Annotated in this window: 20 protein-coding genes; 10 read left to right on the forward strand and 10 right to left on the reverse strand. The window is 66.0% G+C overall.

What is annotated here, in order from left to right; genetic code table 11:
- Positions 1–99: 99 nt before the first annotated feature.
- The gene (locus J2W36_RS25995; protein ID WP_307692708.1) at positions 100–1,893 is read left to right on the forward strand and encodes an AAA family ATPase; all 1,794 of its coding nucleotides are present in this window, start codon (positions 100–102) and stop codon (positions 1,891–1,893) included.
- A 213-nt stretch (positions 1,894–2,106) separates the two neighbouring features.
- Here J2W36_RS25995 and J2W36_RS26000 read toward each other — a convergent pair whose 3' ends face one another.
- From J2W36_RS26000 to J2W36_RS26030, 7 genes are all read right to left on the reverse strand, one after another.
- Positions 2,107–5,862, reverse strand: a complete 3,756-nt coding sequence (locus tag J2W36_RS26000; protein ID WP_307692688.1) for a hypothetical protein — start codon at positions 5,860–5,862, stop codon at positions 2,107–2,109.
- A gap of 389 nt (positions 5,863–6,251) precedes the next feature.
- Complete coding sequence (locus tag J2W36_RS26005; RefSeq protein ID WP_307692689.1) at positions 6,252–6,938, reverse strand: GntR family transcriptional regulator; 687 nt, start codon at positions 6,936–6,938, stop codon at positions 6,252–6,254.
- Positions 6,939–6,957: 19 nt separating this feature from the next.
- Complete coding sequence (locus tag J2W36_RS26010; RefSeq protein ID WP_307692690.1) at positions 6,958–7,626, reverse strand: amino acid ABC transporter permease; 669 nt, start codon at positions 7,624–7,626, stop codon at positions 6,958–6,960.
- A gap of 6 nt (positions 7,627–7,632) precedes the next feature.
- Positions 7,633–8,313: an amino acid ABC transporter permease gene (locus J2W36_RS26015; protein WP_307692691.1), complete on the reverse strand. Its 681-nt coding sequence runs from the start codon at positions 8,311–8,313 to the stop codon at positions 7,633–7,635.
- Between the two features lie 38 nt (positions 8,314–8,351).
- Positions 8,352–9,191, reverse strand: coding sequence for a transporter substrate-binding domain-containing protein (locus J2W36_RS26020; protein WP_307692692.1), 840 nt, complete (start codon positions 9,189–9,191; stop codon positions 8,352–8,354).
- Between the two features lie 47 nt (positions 9,192–9,238).
- Positions 9,239–10,207, reverse strand: a complete 969-nt coding sequence (locus J2W36_RS26025; protein ID WP_307692693.1) for an aminotransferase class IV — start codon at positions 10,205–10,207, stop codon at positions 9,239–9,241.
- A gap of 24 nt (positions 10,208–10,231) precedes the next feature.
- Entirely contained in the window at positions 10,232–11,011 is a 780-nt protein-coding gene (locus J2W36_RS26030; protein ID WP_307692694.1) for an amino acid ABC transporter ATP-binding protein, read from the reverse strand.
- A 227-nt stretch (positions 11,012–11,238) separates the two neighbouring features.
- Between J2W36_RS26030 and J2W36_RS26035 the strand changes: the two genes are divergently transcribed.
- The 4 genes from J2W36_RS26035 to J2W36_RS26050 all read left to right on the forward strand — a co-directional run bounded on the left by J2W36_RS26035 (position 11,239) and on the right by J2W36_RS26050 (position 18,241).
- Complete coding sequence (locus J2W36_RS26035) at positions 11,239–12,069, forward strand: alpha/beta fold hydrolase (protein WP_307692696.1); 831 nt, start codon at positions 11,239–11,241, stop codon at positions 12,067–12,069.
- Positions 12,070–12,257: 188 nt separating this feature from the next.
- Positions 12,258–13,544, forward strand: coding sequence for an efflux RND transporter periplasmic adaptor subunit (locus J2W36_RS26040; protein ID WP_307692697.1), 1,287 nt, complete (start codon positions 12,258–12,260; stop codon positions 13,542–13,544).
- A gap of 12 nt (positions 13,545–13,556) precedes the next feature.
- Complete coding sequence (locus J2W36_RS26045) at positions 13,557–16,733, forward strand: efflux RND transporter permease subunit (protein ID WP_307692698.1); 3,177 nt, start codon at positions 13,557–13,559, stop codon at positions 16,731–16,733.
- On the forward strand, positions 16,733–18,241 hold the full coding sequence (locus J2W36_RS26050) for an efflux transporter outer membrane subunit (protein WP_307692699.1): 1,509 nt from the start codon (positions 16,733–16,735) through the stop codon (positions 18,239–18,241). The genes J2W36_RS26045 and J2W36_RS26050 overlap by 1 nt, the downstream gene beginning before the upstream one ends.
- A 21-nt stretch (positions 18,242–18,262) precedes the next feature.
- Here J2W36_RS26050 and J2W36_RS26055 read toward each other — a convergent pair whose 3' ends face one another.
- Positions 18,263–18,871, reverse strand: coding sequence for a glutathione S-transferase family protein (locus J2W36_RS26055; protein ID WP_307692700.1), 609 nt, complete (start codon positions 18,869–18,871; stop codon positions 18,263–18,265).
- A gap of 77 nt (positions 18,872–18,948) precedes the next feature.
- Between J2W36_RS26055 and J2W36_RS26060 the strand changes: the two genes are divergently transcribed.
- Positions 18,949–19,632: a nucleotidyltransferase family protein gene (locus J2W36_RS26060; RefSeq protein ID WP_307692701.1), complete on the forward strand. Its 684-nt coding sequence runs from the start codon at positions 18,949–18,951 to the stop codon at positions 19,630–19,632.
- On the opposite strand, the gene alr is transcribed toward J2W36_RS26060, so the two are convergent.
- Positions 19,620–20,693, reverse strand: a complete 1,074-nt coding sequence (gene alr / locus J2W36_RS26065; protein ID WP_307692702.1) for an alanine racemase — start codon at positions 20,691–20,693, stop codon at positions 19,620–19,622. The genes J2W36_RS26060 and alr overlap by 13 nt on opposite strands.
- A gap of 29 nt (positions 20,694–20,722) precedes the next feature.
- Positions 20,723–22,021 (reverse strand): D-amino acid dehydrogenase, encoded by a 1,299-nt coding sequence (locus tag J2W36_RS26070; protein WP_307692703.1) that lies wholly within the window; start codon positions 22,019–22,021, stop codon positions 20,723–20,725.
- A 129-nt stretch (positions 22,022–22,150) separates the two neighbouring features.
- Between J2W36_RS26070 and J2W36_RS26075 the strand changes: the two genes are divergently transcribed.
- The 4 genes from J2W36_RS26075 to J2W36_RS26090 all read left to right on the forward strand — a co-directional run bounded on the left by J2W36_RS26075 (position 22,151) and on the right by J2W36_RS26090 (position 25,554).
- The gene (locus J2W36_RS26075) at positions 22,151–22,618 is read left to right on the forward strand and encodes a winged helix-turn-helix transcriptional regulator (RefSeq protein ID WP_307692704.1); all 468 of its coding nucleotides are present in this window, start codon (positions 22,151–22,153) and stop codon (positions 22,616–22,618) included.
- Between the two features lie 136 nt (positions 22,619–22,754).
- Positions 22,755–23,834 (forward strand): pirin family protein, encoded by a 1,080-nt coding sequence (locus tag J2W36_RS26080; protein WP_307692705.1) that lies wholly within the window; start codon positions 22,755–22,757, stop codon positions 23,832–23,834.
- Positions 23,835–23,958: 124 nt separating this feature from the next.
- Positions 23,959–25,212 carry an MFS transporter gene (locus J2W36_RS26085; RefSeq protein ID WP_307692706.1) on the forward strand — a complete coding sequence of 418 codons (1,254 nt, stop codon included), beginning with the start codon at positions 23,959–23,961 and terminating at the stop codon, positions 25,210–25,212.
- 33 nt (positions 25,213–25,245) lie between these two features.
- Complete coding sequence (locus J2W36_RS26090) at positions 25,246–25,554, forward strand: putative quinol monooxygenase (RefSeq protein ID WP_307692707.1); 309 nt, start codon at positions 25,246–25,248, stop codon at positions 25,552–25,554.
- The last annotated feature ends 291 nt before the right edge of the window (positions 25,555–25,845 follow it).

A 25,845-nucleotide genomic window follows, 5' to 3' on the forward strand; every position in this document is an offset into this window, starting at 1 on the left:
ACGGTATCCGTATTCCTAGTCGTATTCACAGTCCTACTCCTATCTTCAAAGATAAGCGATAGACCGTGTCCTGTCATTCAAGGGGCCAGCTCAGTAGCGCTGACTCAGGAACAACGGGAAACGTATGAAAGTACGATGCACTCGACTCTTATGGCGCCCATCGGGCCGCTCGACTTCCCTTCTTTTGACCTTACTGATTTCACTTCCCGTGTGTTGGACAAAGTTCAGCAGAATGTCATTGCGCAAGCCCTTGCTAGCTTGGTAGATAACACTGAACTTGCCTCTTGGGTGCAGCACGGGTTGGGTATTCACGGCGACGACGCCACCACGTGTCGTTTTTGCGAGAGCCCAATGCCCCATGGTCGCATTGCCTCTCTGCGTAACCATTTCAACGACAGGGTTGAAAAACTGCAGCACGAGCTGATGACGCTGCGTTCAGAAGCTCGAAGCTTCATCGAAGCACTGAGGCAATTGACGGCTTCTATCCCGGTTGCTGAACTGCTATATCCACACCTGAGATGGCAGTATAAGTTGCATATCGAGCAGGTCGAAGCCTTTGGAACGCTGATGGCGTCGTATTTGAGGCGGCTACTCCGCCTCATTCGAGCGAAGTTAAATTCACCGTTTGCAGCAGTGAACATCCAGTCAAACGAGTTCCACTCAGAACAGGATGATGAAAGCGATGAGGTGTGGAGCGACCGCCTTCTTGAGGCTCATATGGAAACGGCCTACACGAATGTCGCAGCGATTTTTGAGATCACCAAGCACATTTCAGAACACAACAAGTTGAGCGCCAACTTTCAGGCCGAGGCGAGCGCTGCACGTGCTGCCCTCGAAGCGGATGAGGTGCTAAAAGCGTTACCCGACTGGCGTCAGCTGGAGAATGCTGTTGACGAGGCTGAGACCACGTGCGTCAGCAAGGGTGCTCTGCTCGACAAGCTCAAGATCGATGTCAGCGCTCTGGCGGCATCCATCAAGGACCATCGGCCAGCCGCCGCGCAACTCACGGCACAGATGACTGAGTACCTAGGGCGCAAAGAGTTGACGTTCGAGTTTAAGGACACCGGCTACCTCATTCGTCGAAATGGCGAGCCGGCCTTGCATCTGAGCGAAGGTGAGCGCACAGCCATCGCTTTCGTTTATTTTTTGAACTCTCTCACTGATGAATCCTTCGAGCGGAGGAAAGGGGTCGTCGTTATCGATGATCCGGTCTCTAGCCTCGATCAAAATTCGCTCTACTGCGCGTTTGGCTACATGCAAGAGCACACTGTGGGTGTTGAGCAGCTCATTGTCCTTACGCACAATTTTTCGTTCTTTCGCCTGGTCAAGAACTGGTTTAACCATGAGGGCGGCTCAAAGGCGCTGCGCAACAAGGTTTACGTGCCAGAGGAATCCAAATTTGCCCAGTTCTACATGCTGCGAAGCAAAGGGGAGGGAGTTGATCGAACATCAAGGCTGACCGCACTCGACCCGCTGCTGCACAAACACGAGTCAGAGTACCACTACTTGTTTTCTAAGGTAGTGGAAGCTTCAAAAATCGAGGGTGAGGCGAACCTGGAAGAGATGTATGGCATGCCCAACATTGCAAGGCGGCTTGTAGAAGGGTTCTTAGCCTTTCGTGTGCCGGGCGGGGGTGAGCTTCGCCAGACTGTTCGCAAGCTAAAAGGCGATGTCGCCACGCATGCACGCATCGTTCGATTCCTGAATGCTCACTCGCACAAAGATCGAATGGATGACAGTGAGGGCGATGCATCCCTTTTGTCAGAGACTCCGGCCATCATGCGAACCGTCCTTGGCTATATCGAGCTGAACGACAAGGAGCACTACGACAAGATGGTGGAGCTCATGCCCGTCGCCGAGCAACCAGTCTCTGCGATGCCTCAGGGTCAGTAGTGGCACGGTAGAAAGACGGATCGACGCTCTGCCGGATGGGCTCGATCTCGGCGCACAGCAGACATTCAGCGGACCGCACGACTGACCGCAACCAGTCTGGAGCGGGCATACCTCAAGGGCGGCTACGCAGGAATAGCCGCCAGTGTTTAGATTCCATGGAACGCCAGCCGACGGCACTCAGCGGACATACTGGAAAGTCTGCTTTCAGACGGCCTAAATCTTCAACTTACTTTGTTCAGCCTCGACGTCCGCACGCTCAGCACTACGGCTCCAATCTTCAGAAATCGCCATCAACGTCGCGGACGTTCGAGGGTGCTTCATAGTCGCCTCAGCCCAGCCCTTGTAGCGTTCGGCAAGCTGGCGCTCCTGCCCGCCACCTTCGTTGACGCCCCTGCCAAAGACGCCACGCTTGTTAAAACATTCGATGGCAAACCCGCGTTCGACCTGTTCGGACGCGACCATTTCGATCACCTGGCACACCGCGGAAGGAGGCCAGAAGGGTACGTCGGGATCTTGAGGCGCATGAGCCAGGACGAAGCCGATGCGCTGGTCTCCGATGTCATCAAGGCCTTTGGCGGCGGTCAGGGTTCGAGCCTTCGTCACCCATTCGGAGAGCTCTCGCGAGTCGATCTTTCCTTCCCGTAGGCCAGGCACCTTCTTGAACGCCGACAACACGTCGTACGAGGTATTTGCCCGCGCCTTCATCTCGGAAGTGATGACTTGGTCATCTGGCGTGTTCTTGCCCCTGAAGACGTGAGACAGCACATCGACGAACATCTCAGGGTCAGATGCCAACAGGTCATAGATGGTCAGCGGATCGCTCTCGAAGCGCAAGAGTGGAAAGTAGGCGTATTCCAACAGCGCGACCTGCCGCCTCTCAACATCGCTGCGTCCCCGCAATTCCTTCAACGCCTGCCCGACGTAGTAGGAAAGCATGTTCCCCATGCGCTTGATGCTGCTGCCCAATTGGCCAGCACTCTTGACGAGCAATTCCACCAGCAGGTTCGATGGTACGTCCTTGCTGCGCCTGTGGATCAAGCCCAAGACGTCGATGTCCCGCCCCACGCCTCGGAACTGGTCAATCGCAAACAGGAACTCATCGATGGAGCCTTCGGAAGGCAGCAGACCCTGGTGACGCCAATATTGTTCCTGCACCTGGCTGCCTAGGCCTTCGACATAGGCCCACGTCGATCGATTTGAAGGCCACCCTAGCAAGAGCCTGGCCTTTGCGGTGCTGTCCGAAACATGGGCCAGAACGCGGTCTTCGAAAGCATCCTTCCAGCGGTCTCCGAACTTGTCGAAACCAAATGCCGAGACGTAGTACGTAAGGTCCGGCGGCGCGGCCGAGTCCAGGGCGCCCTTCATCAACTCAAACATCTGATCGAGGGTGAACGGAATCTGACCCAAGGTTTGGCCAAGAAGGCCCGGCAACTTAACCATCTTGGCAAGCTTCAAAATGCCCGGCACGCCATCTCGAGCCAGCACGCGCTGGAGGACCCCCTTACGCACGTTGTCGGCATCATCGATCACTTCACCACCCGGGATGTACTTGCCGACGTGCGGCGTCCAGTCATCGAACGCATGGCGGTCGGACACCATGGGGTCGCTAGGACGATAGCGCTCGACCAGATTCTTCACAGCGGCGAGCTCGTCGCCAGTCAATGCCCAGTCCGAGTCGCTGAAGTACTCATTGCGAGCCGACTCGTCTTTGAGGGCATGCCAGATCGGGTTGCCCTCAGCCGCTTGGTGAGCGGCGAGGTAGCTGTCGATGCGGGCGAGCACCTTCGCCCGATTGAGCGGCCGCAGTTGCCCCATCTTCTCGACGAAGACACCCAAACGGCTTTCGTCAACGCCGGCAGCAACAAGCGTACGGTCAACGACGGCGGTTTCAAAGTCCCACACTACGCCGAAGGTAATTTCCTCCGGCACTTCCGGCGCCAGGTCACGCAGCTTGGGATGCTGCGTGGGGGAGGCCGAGTCCATGTGGCGAGGCAGAAGCTTCTTGAGCAACTGCCAGCCAACGTCGGGGCGCGCCACTAGCACAGCGTCTAGGCTCGCGATGCGTTGTGGCAGCAATCCGTACGTGTTGGGTGACCAGCCCAGCAAGATGTCGCGCAGGCTGTTGATCGGCCGGTTGACGTGGTTCGAATCCGGCTCCGGATCCAACTGGCCAAGCTTGGCAAGCACCACCACGGCGCGGGTCAGGTAGCGCGGGTCCCACGCAATCGCTTCCAGTGCCCAGAGGAAGTGCACATGCGGGCTCGATGGGCCGAAGAGTCGATCGCGCTCCGACTCGAAAATCTGTGCGACCTGTTCAGGGGCGCCCTCGAGCATAGACTCGAGGGCCGTCAAAAAAGGGTTAGGTGCGGCCTCTGCGAGCAGCGCAGTCTGGTCGCCAAGACGCACGATTGAATGGTGCGATTTGCCCCATTCGGGCAGCGCCTTGATCACGTCGTCGACGTACTGTTGCGGCGACTTTCCCTTGACGTGCAGGTCTGCCACCTTGTGCATTGAGGCGATGATAAGCAGCGTCAACGCGAGGCCATCGCGCAGCCACCGACTGTGGTCGGATCCGGCTGCATTGGCCGGATTGTATTTTTGGTCTCGGGACGGCTGTTCGGCCTGTTTGCCGAAGACCTTAACGATGGCGTCACTCAGCCGCGTCAGATCTTCATCCGTGAGTTGGCGGCCGTAGAAGTAGAAGGCGTCCACGGGTGCACGTACCTGCCAGACGTCGGCCTCTCGGTCAACAGGGCGATCAGGCAAGGCCAGCGTCGGCATGAGGATCGCCTCAAGGGCACCATAGGTGGCGTGCCCCCCCAGCTCCTTCAGCACCTCGCAGTCGGCGGGGAGATCGCTGGACCAACCTCCGGCGAGAAGCGCAGGCTTCAGCGCGGTGGCCTGGCCCACCCAGACGGGGTCAGCAACGGGAGCGTTCCTGATGAGCCGTTTCAGGATGGTCAGACTGCGCCCGCATCGATGCGCCAGCTCGTAGCCCTGTCCGTGGTCAAGGCCCATCTCCATGAAGCCAGGCACCATGCCCGTGGCGGTCGGCCGGTTCAGCATCGGGCTGCGTTTAGCCTGGGCGCCAGTCGCGGCTGACAGTGTGGGGCATTTCCTGCCGAGCCGCCCCGCCAGTGATTCGGCAGCGCCTGTAGCAATGAAGACCATCTTGGTGCGCATCGCCAAAAAACGGGCCGCCGCTTCGGTGCGCACGATCAGTGTTCTGGACTCCAGAGACTCGCGTACGGCAGGCTCCGCGCTACGGATCGCCGCGACCGCGAATGCGATAACTTCCTCGGAAGTCTCAGCGCCAAGCATGAAGGACTCGGGCTTTCCTTGAAGTTTGGCAATCAACGCGTCAGCCTCTTGCTGGCGATCGGCGATGACAAGCTTCTCGCTGAGCTGCGGATTGAACTGAGTGCTGAATTCGTCCCAGTACTCGTCGGTGCTCAAGGCTCCGTCCTGGGGAGCACTCTTGAGGACATTACGGGCGTAGCGGGCAGCAACGGCCGGATGGTCTTTGAGCCATTGCACAAGCTGAACGCCGTCGATGTACTTGACGTCCTTCCATTTGCCTTCCCGACGACGATCGTCTTCCCATTCCGGGATCTTCTTGTCCCTCGTGTTCCAAGGGCCGAGATTCACCAGCACTAAGGTGTTCTCTGCCATCTCTTCAGCTGAAGTTTGACTCGTCCGTTTCTTGTAGTCAGCTGTCGCCTTCGGCGCGCCAGGGCCAGTGCCGAACTCCCACTTCGACTTTTCCGCCGGCACGAAGCCCTTGGCCTCGTTCGTTTTCAGGTCACCATCCCAGCCACGCAGCTGGCTGACCTCACCGCTAGGGAAGCGAAAGACCGACGCATCGTCGATGGTCATACGGATGAGATCCGCGAGCATGGCCATCGCCATCTCGCGGGCGTTCAATAAAGTAGCCCAGGCCTTAAGGCCCGTTTCGTCGATCCATTGCATGGCTGTACCCTATCGGCGTGTGCCGCTCATTGCCGACGTTGCTTGATGAATATTAGGCACGCCAGATGTTGAATATGTGTATAGCCGATCCAGCGCATCGCAAGAGGCTACTTCTTCGACACAGAGTTCGGGAGGGTATATGCCAGCAACGGGTAGCTTTAAGCCCGTAATTGCGCGCGGAGGTAGCCACTCTACGCGCCTTGCCTGGTCCGCTACGGTCCAGCGACCGGTGCTGAGCGTGACGCTGTCAGCTAGGTCGGCTGAACTTCAACGGCCAGTATTGGTACTTGCCGCTGTTCAGGCTTCCCGCCGCGAATGTCGCAGATCAGTCTTAAGCCGTCTACCGAGAGCCAGCGACCACTCGTCCTCTCACACTTCCGCAGGTCCGACTAACCCCGCGCCGCCGTCCTGCGCAACGCCCCCCTTATCGTCCCCAACCCCCGCAACAAATGCGCATCCAGCTCCTCCAGCATCGCATTCAAATCATCCCCGGTCGCTAGCTTCAAAAACAGCTGGTGGTTCTCCGCATAGTCCGGCTTGGGCGTGTGCGTCAGGCGGCACACGGCGAAGCCGAGCTGGATCTTCTGGGTCATCTGGCGCCACACGTCGAGCAGCAGGTGGTTGCCGCAGCGCTCGTAGACCAGGCCGTGGAAGTGCGCTTCGGCGGCGCTTTCGCGGTTGAGGTCGCGGTGGGCGGCGGCGTCGGCCAGGGCTTCGTAGCGGGCGGTCATCTCGGTGCAGAAGGCGGCGTCGCGTTGCGGCCAGAGGCGGATGAAGGCCTGCTTTTCCATGATGCGGCGCACCTCGTACACGTCGCTCATCGTGTTTTCGTCGATGTCGGCGACGTAGGTACCGGCGTAGGGGCGGTTGACGACCAGGCCGGTTTCGATCAGCTCGCGGATGGCTTCGCGCAGCAGGCCGCGGCTGACGCCGAACTGGGTGGCGAAGTGGCTCTCCACCAACTGCGTGCCGGGCGCGATCTTGCCGGTGAGGATGGCCGTGCGCAGCGTCTGGGCGACGTAGTCGCGCCGGGTCGCGGACGGTGCGGGGGCGAAGTCGGGGAGGGTCTTGGTCACGAGGCGACTCGGTTCGTCTTCAATGGCCGCGCGCGGCCAGGCGCTTCTCGATGCGCCCTGCCGCGTAGGTGCCGGGGTAGATCAGCACGAAGTAAACCACAGCCACCGCCGTGAGGATTTCGAGCGGCCGGTAGAACGCCGCACTCAGCGCGCGCCCCTGGTACATGAGCTCGTGCACCGCGATCACCGAGGCGATGGAGGTGTTCTTCGCCAGCTCGATGCCCCGGTTGGTGAAGGCCGGCAACATGCGTTTGAAGACCTGCGGCAGCACCACCCGGCGCAGCACCTGCGCGCGGCGCATGCCCAGGGCGCGCGCGCCTTCCCACTGGCCGCGCGGCAGCGAGGCAATGCCGCCCCGGTAGATCTCCGAGCAGTAGGCCGACGCGTTGAGCGTGAGCGCCAGCAGCGCGGCCAGGTAGGGGCTCAGCTGCACGCCGGTGACGATCGGAAACGCGTAGAAAAACCACACCAGCTGGATGAGGATGGGGATGTTGCGAAACAGCTCCATGTACACCCGCGCCGCGCCCACGAGCACGACGTTGCGCGCACGCGCGGCCAGCGCGATCGCCAGCCCGACGACCATCGCCGCCGGAAACGCCACGGCCCACAGGCCGGCCGTCACGCCCACGCCCTTGAGCAGCACGGGCCAGTTCTGCAGCACGGCCGAGAAATCCCAGTTGAAGTCCATGGCGCGTCAGGCTCCTTGCGGGCGGGTGTGCGCGCCCAGCCGATGTTCGAGCGCGCGTGCGCCGATGCTCAGCACCAGCAGCGTGAGGAAGAAGATGGCGGCCACGACGGTGTAGACCTCCAGTGGCCGGAAGGTCATGGAGTTGACCTGCATCGCCTGGTACAGCAGGTCCGAGTAGGCCAGCGTGGACGCAAGCGCGGTGGTCTTGACCAGTTCGAACGAGCGTTCGATGAACGGCGGCAGCATGCGCGCCACGGCCTGGGGCAGCACCACGCGGCGCAGCGCCTGGGCCGGCAGCATGCCGATGGCACGCGCCGCCTCCCACTGCCCGCGCTCGATGGACACCAGCCCGCCGCGGAACACCTCGGCATAGAAGGCGCCCGACTGCGTCGACAGCGCAATGACGGCCGCCGCGTACGGGTCCAGGCTCACGCCGATGAGCACCGGCAGCGCAAAGAACGCCCAGAAGAAGTGCACCAGTGGCGGCGTGTTTCGGTAGAACTCGATCACCCACAGCGCGGGCCGCGCCAGCCAGGCCCGCCCCGACAGCCGCAACGCGGCCAGCACCGCACCAAAGACGATGCCCAGCGCAATCGCCACCGCGGCGATCTTCATCGTTCCGACAAAGCCTGCCGCCAGCATGTCGCGGTGCGCCCAGACGCCACTGAAGTCCCATTCATAGTTCATGTGCGCTGCCCCGACATGCTGGTTGCTCCTGGCCCGGCCTATTGGCCGAGCGTTTCCTTCATGACACCGGGCACGGTCGCCGGGTCCACGCCCTTGGTCTTGAGGTACTGCGCGTACAGCGCCTGCGTCTGGCCCGAGGTGTAGAGCTTGCCGATGATGGTGTTGAGCTGGTCACGGAAGGCCGTGTCGGCTTCGCGGCGAATGCCCACGCTGGTCGACAGCGCGACGACCGGTTGCGGCACCACCACCTTGCCCTTGCGGATCTTCGAGTACGCGATGACCAGCGCCGGGTGATAGAAGCCGATGGCGTCGACGCGGCCCGACATGAAGGCGGCCACGGTTTCGTCGGTGTTGGTGAAGCGCTCGATCTTGGCCTTGGGCAGGCGCACGGTCAGGTCGCGGTCGGTGGCGGTGCCCAGGGCCACGCCGATGCGCACCTCGGGCTTGTCGAGGTCGGCCCAGTTCTTGGCGACCAGGCCGTCCTTGGTGAGCACGCCTTGCGCGTACCAGAGCAGCGGGTTGGCCGGAAAGTCGAGCGCCTTCTTGCGCTCCTCGGTGGCGTCGAGCACGAACATCGCGTCGATCTGGCCCGACTGCAGCGCGGCCACGCTGTTGCCCCAGGTGGTCTCGACCGGCGTCATCTTCACGCCCATCTCCTTGGCGACCTGCTCGCCGAGCAGCACACCCAGGCCGGTCCATTTGTCGGCGACCGGATCGCGGTAGTACCACGGGTCGCCGGGCGCCACGCCGATGCGCAGCTCGCCGGCCGACTTGACCTTCTGCAGGGTCTGCGCGAACGCGGCAAGGCTGCCGAGCGACAGGGCGGTGGCGAGCGTGACGGTGAGGGCACGGCGCAGGAACGAGGTGTGGGCGTTCATGGGGTTTCCGGTGGCGGGTTGAGGGTGAGTGAAAAAGAAGTGGGGAATCAGAGAGCGGCCGGCAGCATGCCGTGCGCTTCGGTGGCGCTCGCGATGTAGGCGCGGTACAGCGCGTCGAGCCGCTGCGTAAGCGGCCCGCCCGGCACCAGCGCGCGCCCGTCGACCGCCTGCACCGGCGTGATGCCGGCCAGCGTGCCGGTGACGAAGGCCTCGTCGGCGGCGTACACCTCGGCCAGCGTGAAGTCGCCTTCGAACACCGGAATGCCCGCCTCGCGCGCCAGCCGCGCGATGGTGGCGCGGGTGATGCCGTTGAAGCAGTAGCGGCCCGACGAGGTCCACAGCGCGCCGTTGCGCACGATGAAGAAGTTGGTCGAGTTGCAGCTGGCGACGAAGCCGTTCGGGTCGAGCATCAGCGCCTCGTCGGCGCCGGCCTGGATCGCCTGGATCAGCGCCTGGATGAAGTTGAGCCGGCTGTGCGAGTTGAGCCGCAGGTCGAACACGTCGGGCCCGCTGCAGCGGAAGGTCGAGGTGAAGAGCTTCAGCCCCTTCTGCTTGGCTTCGGGCGTGACGACCTTGTGCTCGGCCACGCACACGATGGTGGCGCTGCCGATGATGAAGCGCGGGTCCTGGTTGGGCGTCTTCTTCACGCCGCGGGTGACCATCAGCCGCGCGTGGGCGCCGTCACGCATGCCGTTGCGCAGGAAGGTGTCGATCACGACCTTCTTGATCTGGTCCTTGGTCATACCGATGTCGAGCGAGATCGACTGGGCGCCTTCCCACAGGCGGTCGATGTGCGCGTCGAAGGACACGATGCGGCCGTCGACCAGCCGCACGCCTTCCCACACGCCGTCGCCGCAGACATAGCCGGCATCGAACACCGACACCGTCGCCTGGTGGCGCGGCACGAAGTTGCCGTTGACGTAGACGAGCACCGCGTCGTTGCGGTCGTCGGGGGTGTAGGCCTGGGAACTGGTCTTGGAGATTTTGGAAAGGGCGCTGTCGGCTTGGGCTGGCATGGGGGTCCTGGGGGCCTGAAGGGGCTAGAAATGGAAAGCGGTAAAGCGCTCGATGAAGCGCTGGGTGCGCTCCTTCTTGGGATGCTTGAGCACCTCGTCGGGCGTGCCGCATTCGTGCAGCAGGCCGTCCGCGAGGAACACGACCTTGGTGGCGAAGTGGTACGCAAAGCCGAGCTCGTGCGTCACCAGCAGCATCGTGCGGCCCTGGCTGGCGAGTTGCAGGATGGTGCCCAGCACCTCGCCCACCAGCTCCGGGTCGAGCGACGACGTGGGCTCGTCGAGCAGCAGCACCGCGGGCTCCATGGCCAGCGCGCGCGCAATCGCCACGCGCTGCTGCTGGCCGCCCGAAAGGTGCAAAGGGTAGGCGTCGGCCTTCTCGGCCAGCCCGACCTGGGTCAGCTCGCGCAACGCGCGCGCACGGGCCGCGTCGGAGGGCTCGCGCTTGACGGTCAGCAACCCTTCCATGACGTTCTGCAGCACGGTCATGTGGGGGAACAGGTTGAACTGCTGGAACACCATGCCAACCCGCTTGCGAACTTCGCTCAGCTCCACCTGGCCGTACCGCAGGGCGCCCTCCGGCCCGGGCGTGCCCACGGGCTTGCCCTGAAGCAGCACGCGGCCGGACGAGGGCGTTTCCATGAAATTGAGGCAGCGCAACAGCGTGCTCTTGCCCGAGCCGCTGGCGCCGACGATCGCAATCCGGTCGCCCGGCGCAACGTCGAGGTCGATGCCGCGCAGCACGGGCTGCTTGCCGAAGCGCTTGTGCAGCGCCTGAATCTGGAGAACGAACGGGGCAGCGGTCATGTCAAGAGAGCTTGTTTGGATTGTCGAACAATCGACAATCGGGAGTTGTACAACTATAGCAAGGCGTGTGCCAGAACAAGCGCACTGCGCCTCACACGTCCCCCAGTGAAACGCCCGATCAGCATTGACCGACATGAGGACGGCTCGCGTGCTGCCTTTCCCGTGCACGTGGAGCGTCGAGATTGGATGCCATTCATCGACTCCACCACGCAACGAAAGCAATACACATGGCCTACACCACCACCGCCGACGGCACGCAGCTCTATTACAAGACCTGGGGCGAGGGCCGCCCGGTCTTCCTGATGCACGGTTGGCCGCTGACCGCCGACAGCTTCGACGACCTGTCGCTCGCGATTGCCAAGGCCGGCATGCGCGCCATCGCCTACGACCGCCGCGGCTTCGGCCGCTCCGACCAGCCATGGACCGGCTACGACTACGACACCTTCGCCGACGACCTGGCCTGCGTCATGAAAGCCGTCGGCGCGCAGAACGCCGCGCTGGTCGGCTTTTCGATGGGCGGCGGCGAGGTCGCACGCTACATGTCCCGGCACCGCGGCGAGGGCGTGAGCCAGGCCGTGCTGATCTCCTCGGTGGTGCCCTACATGCTGCAGACCGAGGACAACCCCAAGGGCGTGCCGCAAGCCACCTTCGACGAGATGACGCAGGGCATGACCGAAGACCGCGCCAAGTTCTTCGCCGGCTTCTTCAAGGACTTCTATGGCATCGGCCTGATCGACCGGCCCGTGAGCGAGCAGGTGATCGAGTGGTCGCGCCAGATGACCATGCAGGCGGGCCTGCATCCGACGCTGGCCGCCGCCAATGCCTTCGCCACCACCGACTTCCGGGGCGACCTGGACGCCTTCCAGGTGCCCACGCTGGTGATCCATGGCACGGACGACAAGACGGTGCCGATCGACACGGCCGGCCGTGCGGCAGCCCGCGGCATTTCCCAGGCGACGCTGATCGAGTACGACGGCGCGCCGCACGGCGTGTTCGCCTCGCACAAGGAACGCCTGATCGAGGACGTGCTGGCCTTCCTGGCCCGCGTCGGGCGCTGAGACCGCCGGCGGCGCGCAGGGAAAACCGCAAAGAAAGCGTCTTGGAGACGGGTGAGAATGTAAAGGGCTGATTTCACCTTTCGCTTTGATTGGCATTGCGCTTGCATGAAGTCAGGGAGCAGTCAGAACGACGAACATCCACGCTGCTCCCGTCGTCGCCTTTCGTGTTTTCCGACCTTCCTGCGCTCATGCCCAACCACTTTTGCCGCCCGCAACCGTCTTTCCGATTCACTGCGCAGCGCACCGCCCGCACCCTGGGGCTGGTGGCCGGCTTGCTGCTGCTGGCAGCCGGGTGCTCACGCACCGAGGGCAACGGCCAAGCGGGGCAGGCGAAGGCGGCGCCACCGCCCAAGGAGGTCGGCGTCGTCACGCTCAAGAGTGAACGCGCGACCTTCGTGACGGAACTTTCGGGCCGCACGGTCGCCCCGGTCATCGCGGAAATCCGGCCGCAGGTCGGCGGCATCGTGCAGAAGCGCCTGTTCGAAGAGGGCTCGCAGGTCCGCGCCGGCCAGGTGCTCTACCAGCTGGATCCGGCGCCTTTCCAGGCGACCTACGCCAGCGCACAGGCCAGCGTGCGCCGGGCGCAGTCGACCCTGGACACCGCGCGCACCATGGCGCGACGCAATGCCGAACTGGTGAAGATCGACGCCATCAGCCAGCAGGCCAACGAAACCACGCAGGCGACCGCCCAACAGGCCGAAGCCGACCTGGCCGTGGCGCGCGCGGCCGAGCAGACCGCACGCATCAACCTGGGCTACACGCGCATCACCTCGCCGATCACCGGCTGGGTCGAACTCTCCAACGTCACGCCGGGTGCGCTGGTCACGGCCAGCCAGACCACGGCGCTGACCACCGTGCAGCAGCTGGACCCGGTGCACGTGCACGTCACCCAGTCGAGCAGCGAGGTGCTGCGCCTGAAGCGCGAACTCGCCAGCGGACGGCTGCAGCGCGCGGGCGCTGAGGCGGCGCGCATCAAGGTGATGCTCGAGGACGGCACGGCCTACCCGCACGAGGGGCGGCTGACGTTCAGCGGCGTGACGGTCGATGCGGGCACCGGCAGCATCACGCTGCGCGCCGTGCTGCCCAACCCCGACCGGCTGCTGATGCCGGGCATGTATGTGCGCGCCCTGCTGCAGGAGGGCGTGGACGAGGCCGCGCTGCTGGTGCCGCAACAGGCCGTCACGCGCGCGCCCGACGGCAGCGCCTCGGCCCTGGTGATCGGCGCGGACGACAAGGTCGCCAAGCGCACGATCACGGTCGGCCGGGCGGTGGGCAACCGCTGGCAAGTGCTTGCCGGTCTGGCGGTGGGCGACCGCGTGATGGTCGAAGGCTCGCAGCGCGCCCGCGTGGGCGACCTGGTCCGGGCCACCGAAGTGCAGCCCGCCGCCAAGGTCGTGCCGGGGGCCAACGTGGCCAGTGCGGGCCAGACCGGCATCGCCGCGTCGGGTGCGCCCGCCACGCCGGCCGTGCGCTGAGGTCGCCCCGCCATGGCACAGTTCTTCATCGACCGGCCCATCTTCGCGTGGGTCCTGTCCATCGTCGTCATGCTCGCGGGCCTGATGGCCATCCGCACGCTGCCGCTCGAGCAGTACCCGGACATCGCGCCGCCGCGCGTGTCCATCGTCTCGACCTACACCGGCGCTTCGGCCAAGACGGTGGAAGACTCGGTCACCCAGGTGATCGAGCAGCAGCTCACCGGGCTGGACAACCTGCTCTACATCCAGGGCACCAGCAATTCGTCGGGCATCTCGCGCATCCAGCTGACCTTCAGCCCGGGCACCAACATCGACGTGGCGCAGATGCAGGTGCAGAACAAGCTGCAGCCGGCCATGGCGCGGCTGCCCCAGCAGGTGCAGACCCGCGGCGTGTTCGTGGTCAAGGGCGGCAACGACTACCTGATGATCGTGTCGATGTACTCCGGCGACGGCAGCGCCGAGGCGGTGGACGTGGGCGACTACATCACCAGCAACCTGGTCGACGTGATCAGCCGCATCGACGGCGTGGGCGAGGTGCAGACGCTGGGCACCGGCTATGCCATGCGCATCTGGCTCGACCCGGACAAGCTGCGCAAGTACGCGCTGATGCCCTCGGACGTGAACACGGCGCTGCAGGCCCAGAACGCGCAGGTGTCGGCCGGCCAGCTGGGCGCCCTGCCCGCCACCGGTGACCAGCAGCTCAATGCGACCATCACCGCGCGCAGCAAGCTCAAGACGGTCGAGCAGTTCGGTGCCGTGGTGCTGCGCGCCACGCCCGATGGCGCGGTCGTGCGGCTGCGCGACGTGGCCCGCATCGAGCTGGGCGCGGAGAACCTCACGGTGCGCTCGGTGCTCAACGGCAAACCCGGCGCAGGCCTGGGCGTGGTGCTGGCCGACGGCGCCAATGCCGTGCAGGTGGCCGCGGCGGTGAATGCGAAGGTCGCCGAACTCCAGCCGTTTTTCCCGAACCAGCTCGAAACCTTCGTCAGCTACGACACCACGCCGTTCGTGAGCGCCTCCATCGACGAGGTGGTCAAGGCGCTGGCCGAGGCCATGCTGCTGGTCGTGCTGGTGATGTACATCTTCCTGCAGAACTTCCGCGCCACGCTGATCCCCGCGATTGCGGTGCCGGTGGTGCTGCTGGGCACCTTCGGCGTGCTGTCGGTGTTCGGCTACTCCATCAACACGCTGACGATGTTCGGCATGGTGCTGGCCATCGGCCTGCTGGTGGACGACGCCATCGTGGTGGTCGAGAACGTCGAGCGCGTGATGAGCGAAGAGGGCCTGCCGCCCAAGGAGGCCACGAAGAAATCGATGGCCGAAATCACGCCCGCGCTGGTGGGCATTGCGCTGGTGCTGTCGGCCGTGTTCATCCCGATGGCCTTCTTCGGCGGCTCGACCGGCGTGATCTACCGGCAGTTCTCCATCACCATCGTCTCGGCCATGGTGCTGTCGGTGCTGGTGGCGCTCACGCTCACGCCGGCGCTGTGCGCCACGCTGCTCAAGCCGGTCGCCAAGGGCGCGCACTCGCCGCACGGCGCACCGCGCAGGGGCCCGCTGGGCTACGTCGACCGCTTCTTCGCCGGCTTCAACAAGCGCTTCGATCGCAGTGCCGACCGCTACACCGGCATCGTCGGCGGCATCGTGCGGCGCAGCAAGCGCAGCCTGCTGGTGTACGCCGGCCTGTGCGCGGTGATGGTCTTCATGTTCATGCGGCTGCCCACCTCGTTCCTGCCGGACGAGGACCAGGGCTTCGTGCAGGTGCAGATCACGCTGCCGCCCGGCTCGTCGAACGCCCGGCTGCAGCCGGTGCTCCAGCAGGTGCAGGACTATTTCCTCAAGCAGCCCGAAGTGGTGGCGATCAACCTGCTCACGGGCCAGAACGGCGACCAGAGCTCGGCACGCGCCTTCGTCAAGCTCAAGGACTGGAGCGAGCGCACCGGCAAGGACAGCGCCGCGGGGGCCATTGCGCGGCGCGCCAGCAAAGACCTCGCGGCCATCCGCGATGCGCGCGTGTTCGTGGTGCTGCCGCCTGCCGTGCGCGGCCTGGGCGCCAACGCGGGCTTCAACTTCTTCCTGAAAGACCTCAATGCGCTCGGCCATGACGCGCTGCTCAAGGCGCGCGACCAGGCGTTGCAGCTCTTGGCCGCACGCCCGGAAATGGTGAACGTGCGCAGCAACAACCTGGAAGACACGCCGGAGTTCGCCGTCGACATCGACGACGCCAAAGCCGGCGCGCTGAGCCTGACCACCACCGCCATCGACAGCACGCTGTCGACCGCGATGGGCGGCACCTACGTGAATGACTTCCTGAACAACGGCCGCGTCAAGCGCGTCTACATGCAGGGCGACACCGCGTTTCGCATGCTGCCCGCCGACATCGGCCGCTGGAGCGTGCGCAACACGCTCGGCCAGATGGTGCCCTTCGGCGCCTTCTCCAGCACGCGCTGGAGCTACGGCTCGCCGCAGCTCATCCGCTACAACGGCAGCCCGAGCTACGAGTTCGTGGGCGACGCGGCGGCCGGCGTCAGTTCGGGTGCCGCCATGCTGGCGGTCGAGCAGGTGATGAAGCAGATGCCGCAGGGCATCGGCTACGAATGGACCGGGGCCTCCTTCCAGGAACGCCTGTCGGGTGCGCAGGCGCCGATGCTCTATGCGATCTCCATCCTCTTCGTGTTTCTCTGCCTGGCGGCGCTGTACGAGAGCTGGTCGGTGCCGTTCTCGGTGATTCTGGTGGTGCCGCTGGGCATCGTGGGCGCGCTGCTGTTCACCTGGACGCGCGGGCTGAGCAACGACGTGTACTTCCAGGTCGGCCTGCTCACCACCGTGGGCCTGTCGTCGAAGAACGCGATCCTGATCGTCGAGTTCGCCAAGCAGTTGCACGAGCAGGGCAAGAGCGTGATCGACGCCACGCTCGAAGCCGTGCGACTGCGGCTGCGGCCCATCTTGATGACCTCGCTGGCCTTCGGCTTCGGCGTGCTGCCGCTGGCCATCGGCACGGGCGCCGGTGCGGGCGGTCGTCAGTCGATCGGCACCGCGGTGCTGGGCGGCATGGTGGTCGGCACCGCGCTGGGCATTTTCTTCGTGCCGCTGTTCTTCGTGTTGATCAGCAGTTTCATGGAGCGCCGCCGCCAGCGCCGGCAGCCGCCGGCCCGGCTGCCACAGGCCATCGAGCAAGGGAGCCACTGATGACGCGCCGCCCCACTCCGCTGCGCCGCGGCGCTCTCGGCCTCGGCCTTGCGCTTCCAGTCGTCCTGCTGACGGGTTGCATCAACCTGGCGCCGCCCTACGTCCAGCCGACCGCGCCGGTGCCGCAGGCATGGACGTCGGCGCCGGCGCCGGCTGCACCCGGTGCCCCCTCGACCGCACCCGCCGCACGCGACCTCGGCTGGCGTGAATTCTTCGTCGACGAACGGCTGCGCGGCGTGGTCGCGCTCGCGCTCGAAAACAACCGCGACGCGCGCGTGGCAGCGCTCAACATCGAGCGGGCACGCGCGCAGTACGGCATTGCGCGGGCGGCTGCATTTCCGTCGGTCAGCCTGGGCGCGAGCGGCAGCCGTTCACGCACGCCGGGCAGCATCTCGGCCAGCGGCACGGCACGGCTGGCGACCCAGTACAACGTGAACCTGGGCCTGACCAGCTACGAACTCGACCTCTTCGGGCGTGTTCGCAACCTGGGCGACGCCGCGCTCGAGAGCTATTTCGCCACCGAGGATGCGCAGCGGGGCACGCAGATCAGCCTGGTCGCGGAGGTCGCCACGGCATGGCTGGTGCTGGCCACCGACCAGCAGCGCCTGCAACTCGCGCGCGACACGCTGGCGAGCCGGCAGAAGTCCTACGACCTGATCCAGCGCAGCCATGCGCTGGGCGCGCAGTCGGGCCTGGCGCTGGCACAGGCGCAGACGACGGTCGACACCGCCCGCGCCGACGCGGCGGCGTTCGACAGCCAGGTCGAGCAAAGCCGCAATGCGCTGACCCTGCTGGTCGGCAATGCGGTGCCGCCCGCCCTGCTGCCCCCGCCGATCACCGAGATCGCCAAGGCGCCGGCCGCACAGCTGCTGCCCCCGCCGGACGAGCTGCCCTCGTCCATCCTGCAGCAACGCCCCGACGTGCTGGCCGCCGAGCACACGCTGCGCGCGAGCAACGCCAACATCGGCGCCGCGCGTGCGGCGTTCTTTCCGCGCATCTCGCTGACCGGGTCGGCCGGCACGGCCAGCAGCAGCCTGTCGGGGCTGTTCAAGGACGGCAGCGCGGCCTGGAGCTTCGCGCCTTCGATCAGCCTGCCGATCTTCGAAGGCGGGCTCAACCGCGCCAACCTGGGCGTGGCCGAGACACAGCAGCAGATCCAGCTGGCCACCTACGAGAAGACGCTGCAGGTCGCTTTCCGCGAAGTGGCCGACGCGCTCGCCGCGCGCCGCACCCTGGGCGAGCGCCTGGCCGCGCAGCAGTCGCTGGTGGCAGCGACCACACGCGCCTTCGAGCTCTCCGATGCCCTGTTCAAGAACGGCGGCGCGGCCTACCTCGACGTGCTCGACGCGCAACGCTCGCTCTACACGGTCCAGCAGTCCCTCATCAGCCTGCAGTTGGTCGAACAGACCAACCGGCTCACGCTCTACAAGGTGCTGGGCGGGGGATGGCGAGATGCGACGGATCAGGCCTCGGGCAGCGGCGCTGCACCGGTGGCCACCGGCGGCTAAGCCGCGCCGCGGCGCGTGGCTTCAGCCCTTGGGCACCGTCTGCTGCATCGACGGCCGTTCGCTGAAGCGGGCGAACCACTGCGCGGTGGCCGGCGAAGCGGCGCGCCAGTCGACCTGCGGAAAGCGGAAGTCCACATAGCCGAGCGCGCAACCGAAGGCGATGGTGCCGATGTCCACGCGATCGCCGAAGCCGGGCGCGGCGTGGTCGAGCCAGGCGATGCCGCTGTGGACCTTGGCGAGCTGGCCGTCGATCCAGTCGGGCCATTGCGTGGGCGCGGGGCGCGCGGCGGTCTCGTAGCGGGCGAGCAGCGCGGCGCCGGTCATGCCGTCGGCCAGCGCCACTTCCGTGAGGCAGCGCCAGCGCGCGGGGCCCGCGGCGGGGAACAGCGCGCCGCCGAATTCGGCGTCGAGGTACTCGCAGATGACGCGGCTGTCGTAGAGCACCGTGCCGTCGTCGCAGGTCAGCGTGGGCACCTGGCCGAGCGGGTTGCTTTCGATGATGCGGGCGTCGCGCTTTACCGGATGCGCCGCAGCGGGCAGCAGTTCGAAGCGATCGGCAATGCCCAGTTCATGGGCCACGACCATGCATTTGCGCACGAAGGGGGAACCGGCGGAAAAATGGAGTTTCATGGGAGCGTCGACGACAGGTGGTTGGCAAGACGGCGAGCATCGCACGTTAGGATCGTTTGCCACGTACCGCCTTGTCCATGACCATCGCCCTCGAAAGCCCCGACCGGCTCGACTTGACCGCACGGCCGCCTTGCGCGGCGGACTTCATCGAGCGCGCGCGGGGGAACCCGGTCAATGCGCAACTGCTCGACCGCCTGCCGTCGCTGGCCTTGCCGCAATGCCACCTGACGGCCGGCTGCCTGTTCCAGGCGGTGTGGAACAGCCTGTCGGGTCACCCGCCGGCTCACCGGGTCAAGGACTACGACGTCTTCTATTTCGACGACCAGGATCTGTCCTGGGAGGCGGAGGATGCCGTCATCCGGCGCGTGCACGCGCTCACCCGCGACCTGGGCGTGTGCGTGGAGGTCAAGAACCAGGCGCGGGTGCATCTCTGGTACGCGCAGCGCTTCGGCATCGCCTACCCGACACTTTCAAATGCGCGCGACGGCATCGACCGTTACCTGGTCGCTTGCACCTGCGTGGGCATCGAGGTGGCCAGCGGGGCACTCTACGCGCCTGACGGCCTGGCCGACCTGTATGCGGGGCGGCTTCGCATGAATCCGCGTCATCCGGTGCCGCACCTGTTCCACGCGAAGGCCGGCGACTACCAGCAGCGCTGGCCGTGGCTCACCGTCGAGCCGGTGGCCGGCGCCCCCACACCCGCTCAGCGGGCAGACGCTTGCGCTGCGGCACCGCTCTCGCCGCTCTCTCAGTCCTCGTAGACCCGCGGCACGCGCTTCACGTTGCACAGCAGCTCGTACGAGAGCGTGCCGACCGCGCGCGCGACCGTGTTCACGTCGACCTGCGCGCCCCACAGCTCGACGCGGCTGCCGATGCCCGTGCCGGGCAGGTCCGTGAGATCGACCGTGAGCATGTCCATCGACACGCGGCCGACCAGCCGCGCCAGCCGGCCGTCGACGGCGACGGGCGTGCCGTTGGGTGCAATGCGCGGATAACCGTCGGCATAGCCGATGGCGACCAGCCCGACGCGGGTCGGCCGGTCGGCGACGAAGCGGGCGCCGTAACCCAGTGGCTCGCCGGGCTGCAGCGTACGTTCGGCGAAGACCTGGCTCTCCAGCGTCATGACCGGACGCAGGCCGCCCGCGGGTTCGGGCATCGGGTCGGCGCCGTAGAGCAGGATGCCGGGCCGGGCCCAGTCGCGGTAGGCGCCCGACCAGCCGAGCACGCCTGCCGAATTGCACAGGCTGCGCAGGCCTGGCAGGCCGGCGGTGGCGGCATCGAAGGCGGCAATCTGCCGGGCCGTGGCGGCCTCCGTGGGCTCGTCGGCGCGCGCGAAATGGGTCATCAGCACGATCTCGCCCACGTGCGGGCAGGCACTCAATCGGGCGTGTGCGGCGGCCATGTCAGGCAGCGCAAAGCCGGCGCGGCCCATGCCGGAATCGGCCTTGAGCCAGACCTGCAGCGGCGGTGCGCCGTCTGCCGCCGCCGCGGCTTCGATCATGCGCAGCTGCGCCTCGTGGTGCACCACCGTCCAGAGGCCGTGGGCACGCACGTCGTGCAGCTCGTGCGCCTCGAACACGCCTTCGAGCACGAGGATCGGGCCGTCGATGCCGCCCGCCCGCAGCGCCAGCGCTTCTTCGAGGAAGGCGACGGCCCAGCCGTCGGCCAGGCCCGCGAGCGCCTGGGCGCAACGCAGCGCGCCGTGCCCGTAGGCATCGGCCTTGAGCACCGCGAAGGCGCGGCCGCCGTGCAGGCGACGGGCCAGTGTGTAGTTGTGGCGCAGCGCGCCGAGGTCGATGCGGGCGCGGGACGGGCGGGCCATGGTGCGTACGGAATGGGCGCGGACGGCGTTCAGGCCGCGGCGTGGGTCGCGGGCCGCACCACGGCAGACGCCGCGCCGCGCGTGTAGCGGTCGATCGCCAGTCCGTCGGTGCTGATCTCGGGCCGCTGGCCGGTCACCAGGTCGGCAATGAGCTTGCCGGAGCCGCAGGCCATGGTCCAGCCCAGCGTGCCGTGGCCGGTGTTGAGGAACAGGTTCGGGTAGCGCGTGGCGCCGACGATCGGCGTGCTGTCGGGCGTCATCGGACGCAGGCCGGTCCAGAAGGTGGCGCGCGAGACGTCGCCGCCGGGGAACAGGTCGTTGACCACCAGTTCGAGCGTGGCGCGGCGGCGCGGGTCCAGGCGCAGGTCGTAGCCACCGAGCTCGGCCATGCCGCCCACGCGGATGCGGTCATTGAAGCGGGTGACGGCGATCTTGTAGGTTTCGTCGAGCACGGTCGACTGCGGTGCGAGCGCCGGGTCGACCAGCGGCACGGTCAGCGAGTAGCCCTTGACCGGATAGACCGGCAGGTCGATGCCCAGCGGCGCCAGCGCGCCGCGCGAATAGCTGCCGAAGGCCAGCACGTAGCGGTCGGCGGTGAGCACCTGGCCGCCGGTGCGCACACCGGTGATGCGGCCGCCTTCGGTCACCAGCGCGTCGACCTTCTGGCCGAAGCGGAAGTCCACGCCCAGGCCGCGCGCGATGTCGGCGAGCTGGTTGGTGAACATGTGGCAGTCGCCGGTCTCGTCCTTGGGCAGGCGCAGGCCGCCGGCCAGGCGATCACGCGCCTGGGCCAGCGCGGGCTCGGCCTGGGCGAGCTGGTCGCGGGTGAGCAGTTCGTAGGGCACATTGCATTCTTGGAGCACCGCGATGTCGCGCTGCACCGCATCGAGCTGGGCCTGCGTGCGGAACAGCTGCAGCGTGCCACCGGTGCGCTGCTCGTACTGGATGCCGGTGTCGGCGCGCAGTTGCTGCAGGCAGGCGCGGCTGTATTCGGCCACGCGCATCATGCGTTCCTTGTTGACCGCGTAACGCTCGGGCGAGCAGTTGCGCAGCATCTGGGCCATCCACTGGAGCTGTGCCAGGCTGCCGTCCAGGCGGATGGCGAGCGGTGCGTGCTTCTGGAACATCCACTTCACCGCCTTGAGCGGAATGCCGGGCGCGGCCCAGGGCGTCGAATAGCCGGGCGACACCTGGCCGGCATTGGCGAAGCTGGTTTCCAGGGCTGGACCGTCCTGGCGGTCGAGCACCGTGACGTCAGCGCCCGAGCGCGCGAGGTAGTACGCGGTGCTGGTGCCGATGACGCCGCCGCCGAGAACAATGACTTTCATGGTGAAACCGCCAAGTGAAGTGGATTTACATAAATTTATCGCTTGCGAACCAGCAAATTCGATTGAAATATTGGTGCATTGCAGTGAAACTTGCTGTTCTTTTGGTGCATTCGCACCCGGAAAAGTGAAATGGCCGACCTCGACCGAACCGACCGTCGCATCCTCGACATCCTCCAGCGCCAGGGGCGCATTTCCATGACCGAGCTGGCCGAGCAGATCGGCCTGTCGACCTCGCCCTGTTCCGAGCGCGTCAAGCGCATGGAGCGCGAAGGCGTCATCACCGGCTACCACGCACGGCTGTCGCCCGAGGCGCTGGGCAAGACGCTGCTGGTGTTCGTGGAGATCAAGCTCGCGTCCAAGTCCGGCGAGGTGTTCGACAAGGTGCGCAAGGAGCTGCTGCACGTGCCCGACGTGCAGGAATGCCACCTGGTCTCCGGCAGCTTCGACTACCTCGTGAAGGCGCGGCTGGGCGGCATGAGCGAGTATCGGCGGCTGCTGGGCGACATTCTCAAGAAGCTGCCGGTGGCGGCCGAATCGCACAGCTACATCGTGATGGAAGAGGTCAAGGAAACCCTGGCGATGCCGGTGGGGCTGTAGCGCGTGACCCGCGCCACCGTCCTGCTCATGGATCGCTGTGTCTCCCGGCGCGCCCTTCCGGAACGCGGCATCTGCCCCATATGCTTCGTATCGCCTGGCTTGAACCGACGTCGGGCACCCCCATGAAAGCATTGCCATGACCAACACCGCCATCGTCAACATCCAGCCGCTCGGTTTCCCGTGGGCGACGCTCGACCCGTTCCTGTTCTGCGTCTACCACGACGACGCCTACCCTGCCGGCACGCCCGCGATGGGCGTGGACGACGCGCTGCTCGCTGGCCGCCAGATCGGCCAGGACTTCAGCCGCAAGGACGGCTGGAGCATGTACCACGGCGCGCCCGTGCCCGGCTTTCCTGGCCATCCGCACCGCGGCTTCGAAACCGTGACGGTCGTGCGCCAGGGCCTGATCGACCATTCCGACTCGCTCGGCGCCGCGGCCCGCTTCGGTGGCGGCGACGTGCAGTGGCTCACCGCCGGCCAGGGCATCGTGCATTCGGAGATGTTCCCGCTGCTGGCGCAGGACGCGCCCAATCCGCTGGAGCTGTTCCAGATCTGGCTGAACCTGCCGGCGCGCAACAAGATGGTGGCGCCGCATTTCACGATGTTCTGGCACGAAGACATCCCGCGCCTGAGCGCCATCGACGCCGACGGCCGCACGACCGAGGTGACGAGCATCGCCGGCCGGCTGCTGCCGGCCGAGGACGGCGCGAGCCCGGCGGGCGAACCGCTCGCACCACCCCCCGATTCCTGGGCCGCGCAGCCCGATGCCGACCTGGCGATCTGGACGATCCGCATGGAGGCGGGCGCACGCTGGACGCTGCCTGCGGCGACCGGCGCGGGCACGCGCCGCGTGCTCTACTTCTTCAAGGGCGCATCGGTGACCGTGGCCGGGCAGACCGTGCAGGACCATGCCGCCATCGAACTGCGTGCCGGCCAGCCCGTCGAGCTGGTCAACGGCGCCAACGAGGTCGCCGAATTCCTGGTGCTGCAGGGCCGCCCGATCGGCGAACCGGTGGTGCAGTACGGCCCGTTCGTGATGAACACGCAGACCGAGATCGCGCAGGCCATGCAGGACTACCGTCGCACCCAGTTCGGCGGCTGGCCCTGGCCCGACGCGGCACCGGTGCACGGCCGCGACCCGGCGCGCTTTGCGCGCCATCCGGACGGGCACGAGGAGCGCCCGGCGCAGGCCGCCGCGGTCCCGACCGCAGGCTGAGCCCACGGCGCCCCGTCAAGCGGGGCGCCGGCTGCCGGCTGTCTTCTTCGGCACCGCCGGCCGGCCGCATCCGCGGTAGGCTGTGCCTGGCGCGCGCCGTGCGCCGGCAAAAAAGAAGAAGACCATGAGACACAGCCCCCGTTCGTCCTGGCTCATGCTGGCGGTGCTGGCCAGCGCATTCACGCTCAGCCAGGCCTACCGCACGATCGCGGCCATCCTGGCGACACCGCTGCAGGCGGAGTTCGGCCTGTCGGCGCAGGCGCTCGGCCTGTTCGCGGGCGCCTTCCATTTCGCCTTCGGCGCGCTGCAGCTGTTCATGGGCATCGGCATCGACCTGCAGGGCGTGCGGCGCACGGTGCTCGCGGCCTTTCCGCTGGCGATCCTCGGTGCCGCGGTGTCGGCGCTGGCCACGGGGTTTCCGGTGCTGGTGTTCGGCCAGGTGCTGATCGGCATCGGCTGCGCGCCGGCCTTCCTGGTCTGCACGGTCTTCATCGCACGGCAATTCCCGGCCGAGCGCTTCGCGTCGGTGTCGGGCCTGACGCTGGGCCTCGGCTCGCTGGGCATGCTGCTGACCGGCACGCCGCTGGCCTGGCTGGTCCAGGCCACATCGTGGCGCACGGGCTTCTGGGTGCTGGGCGCCAGCTCCGCACTGTCGTGGCTCGCCATCCTGTGGCTGGTGCGCGAGCCGGCCTTGCCCAACGGTGCCGGCGGCACTGGCCAGCCCGTCGCCCGCCCGTCGCCGCTCGCGGCCCTGCGCAGCTACGGTGCGCTGTTTCGCCTGCCGCATACGCTGGGCATCGTTGCGCTGGCCACCGTCACTTACGCCGCGTTCATCACGCTGCGCGGGCTGTGGCTCGGGCCGCTGCTGATCGAGCGGCATGGCTTCTCGCTGGTGCAAAGCGGCAACGTGGCGGTCATCGTCTCGGTCGTCGGCATGTTCGGCCCGATGCTGTTCGGGCGCCTGGATCCGGGCGCGGTGCGGCGCCAGTGGATCGTCGGCTTCACGCTCGGGGTGGCCGCGCTCTTCGCCATCATGGCCTTCAACCCCGGCGCGACGCTCGACGTGGTCGGCTGCGTGGTGGTGGGCCTGGCCTCGGGCTACATCGTGCTGCAGTACGCCGACGTCAAGGCCGCCTATCCCGCGGCCATGACGGGACGCGCGATGGCCGTTTTCACCATGGCCATGTTCCTCGGCGTGGCGGTGATGCAATGGTTCACCGGCGTGGTGGCGTCGGCCGCGGCGGCACACCAAACCGACCCATTTCTCGCAGTGCTGGCAACCATCGCGGCACTGCTGGCGGCAGGGGCGCTGGCGTTCCGGTGGCTGCCGGCGCCGGCAGACGCCAACGCGTCAGCGCAGCGCAGTTCACGGCGGTAGATTCGACCGCTTCAACCACAAGGAGACTGCCCCGTGATCCACGTCATCGCCATCATCACCGCCAAACCCGGCCTGCGCGCCCAGGTGCTCGAAGCCTTCCAGGCCAACCGCGAGGCCGTGCTGGCCGAGAAAGGCTGCATCGAATACGGCGCCGCGGTCGACGCGGCCGGCATGCCGACCTCCAAGGGAAGCTTCGGACCAGATACCTTCGTGGTGGTGGAGCGCTGGGCATCGGTGGCCGATCTTCAGGCACATGCGGTGGCGCCGCACATGGTGGCTTATGGGGCAAAAACGAAGGAATGGACGGCCAGCCGAATGATCCATGTGCTGGATCCGGTCTAAAAGCCGGCAACGCTCCGCCGCTGAGCGGAGCGGCAATTTCAAACCGTTTTGAGCATGCAGAATTGATGAAATTCAATATGAATTCAATTCAAAGCAGGCGTCAAATTAATTTCATACTTAATTCACAAGGGCGTCACAAATCAGGGTAGGAAAAGCCCTACAAACACCACTGGCATCTGTCTGGCTCAATGGCATAGATGGGCCTAGCGCGTGTTTGTCGGCAAATACGCAAATACACAGAATTGGTCTCGTCGCACCTCGACGTAACTCCGAAAAAATCGAATCATGCGT

It is taken from the genome of Variovorax ginsengisoli (genome assembly GCF_030811835.1).
GTDB classification, from domain to species: Bacteria; Pseudomonadota; Gammaproteobacteria; order Burkholderiales; family Burkholderiaceae_C; genus Variovorax; species Variovorax ginsengisoli_C.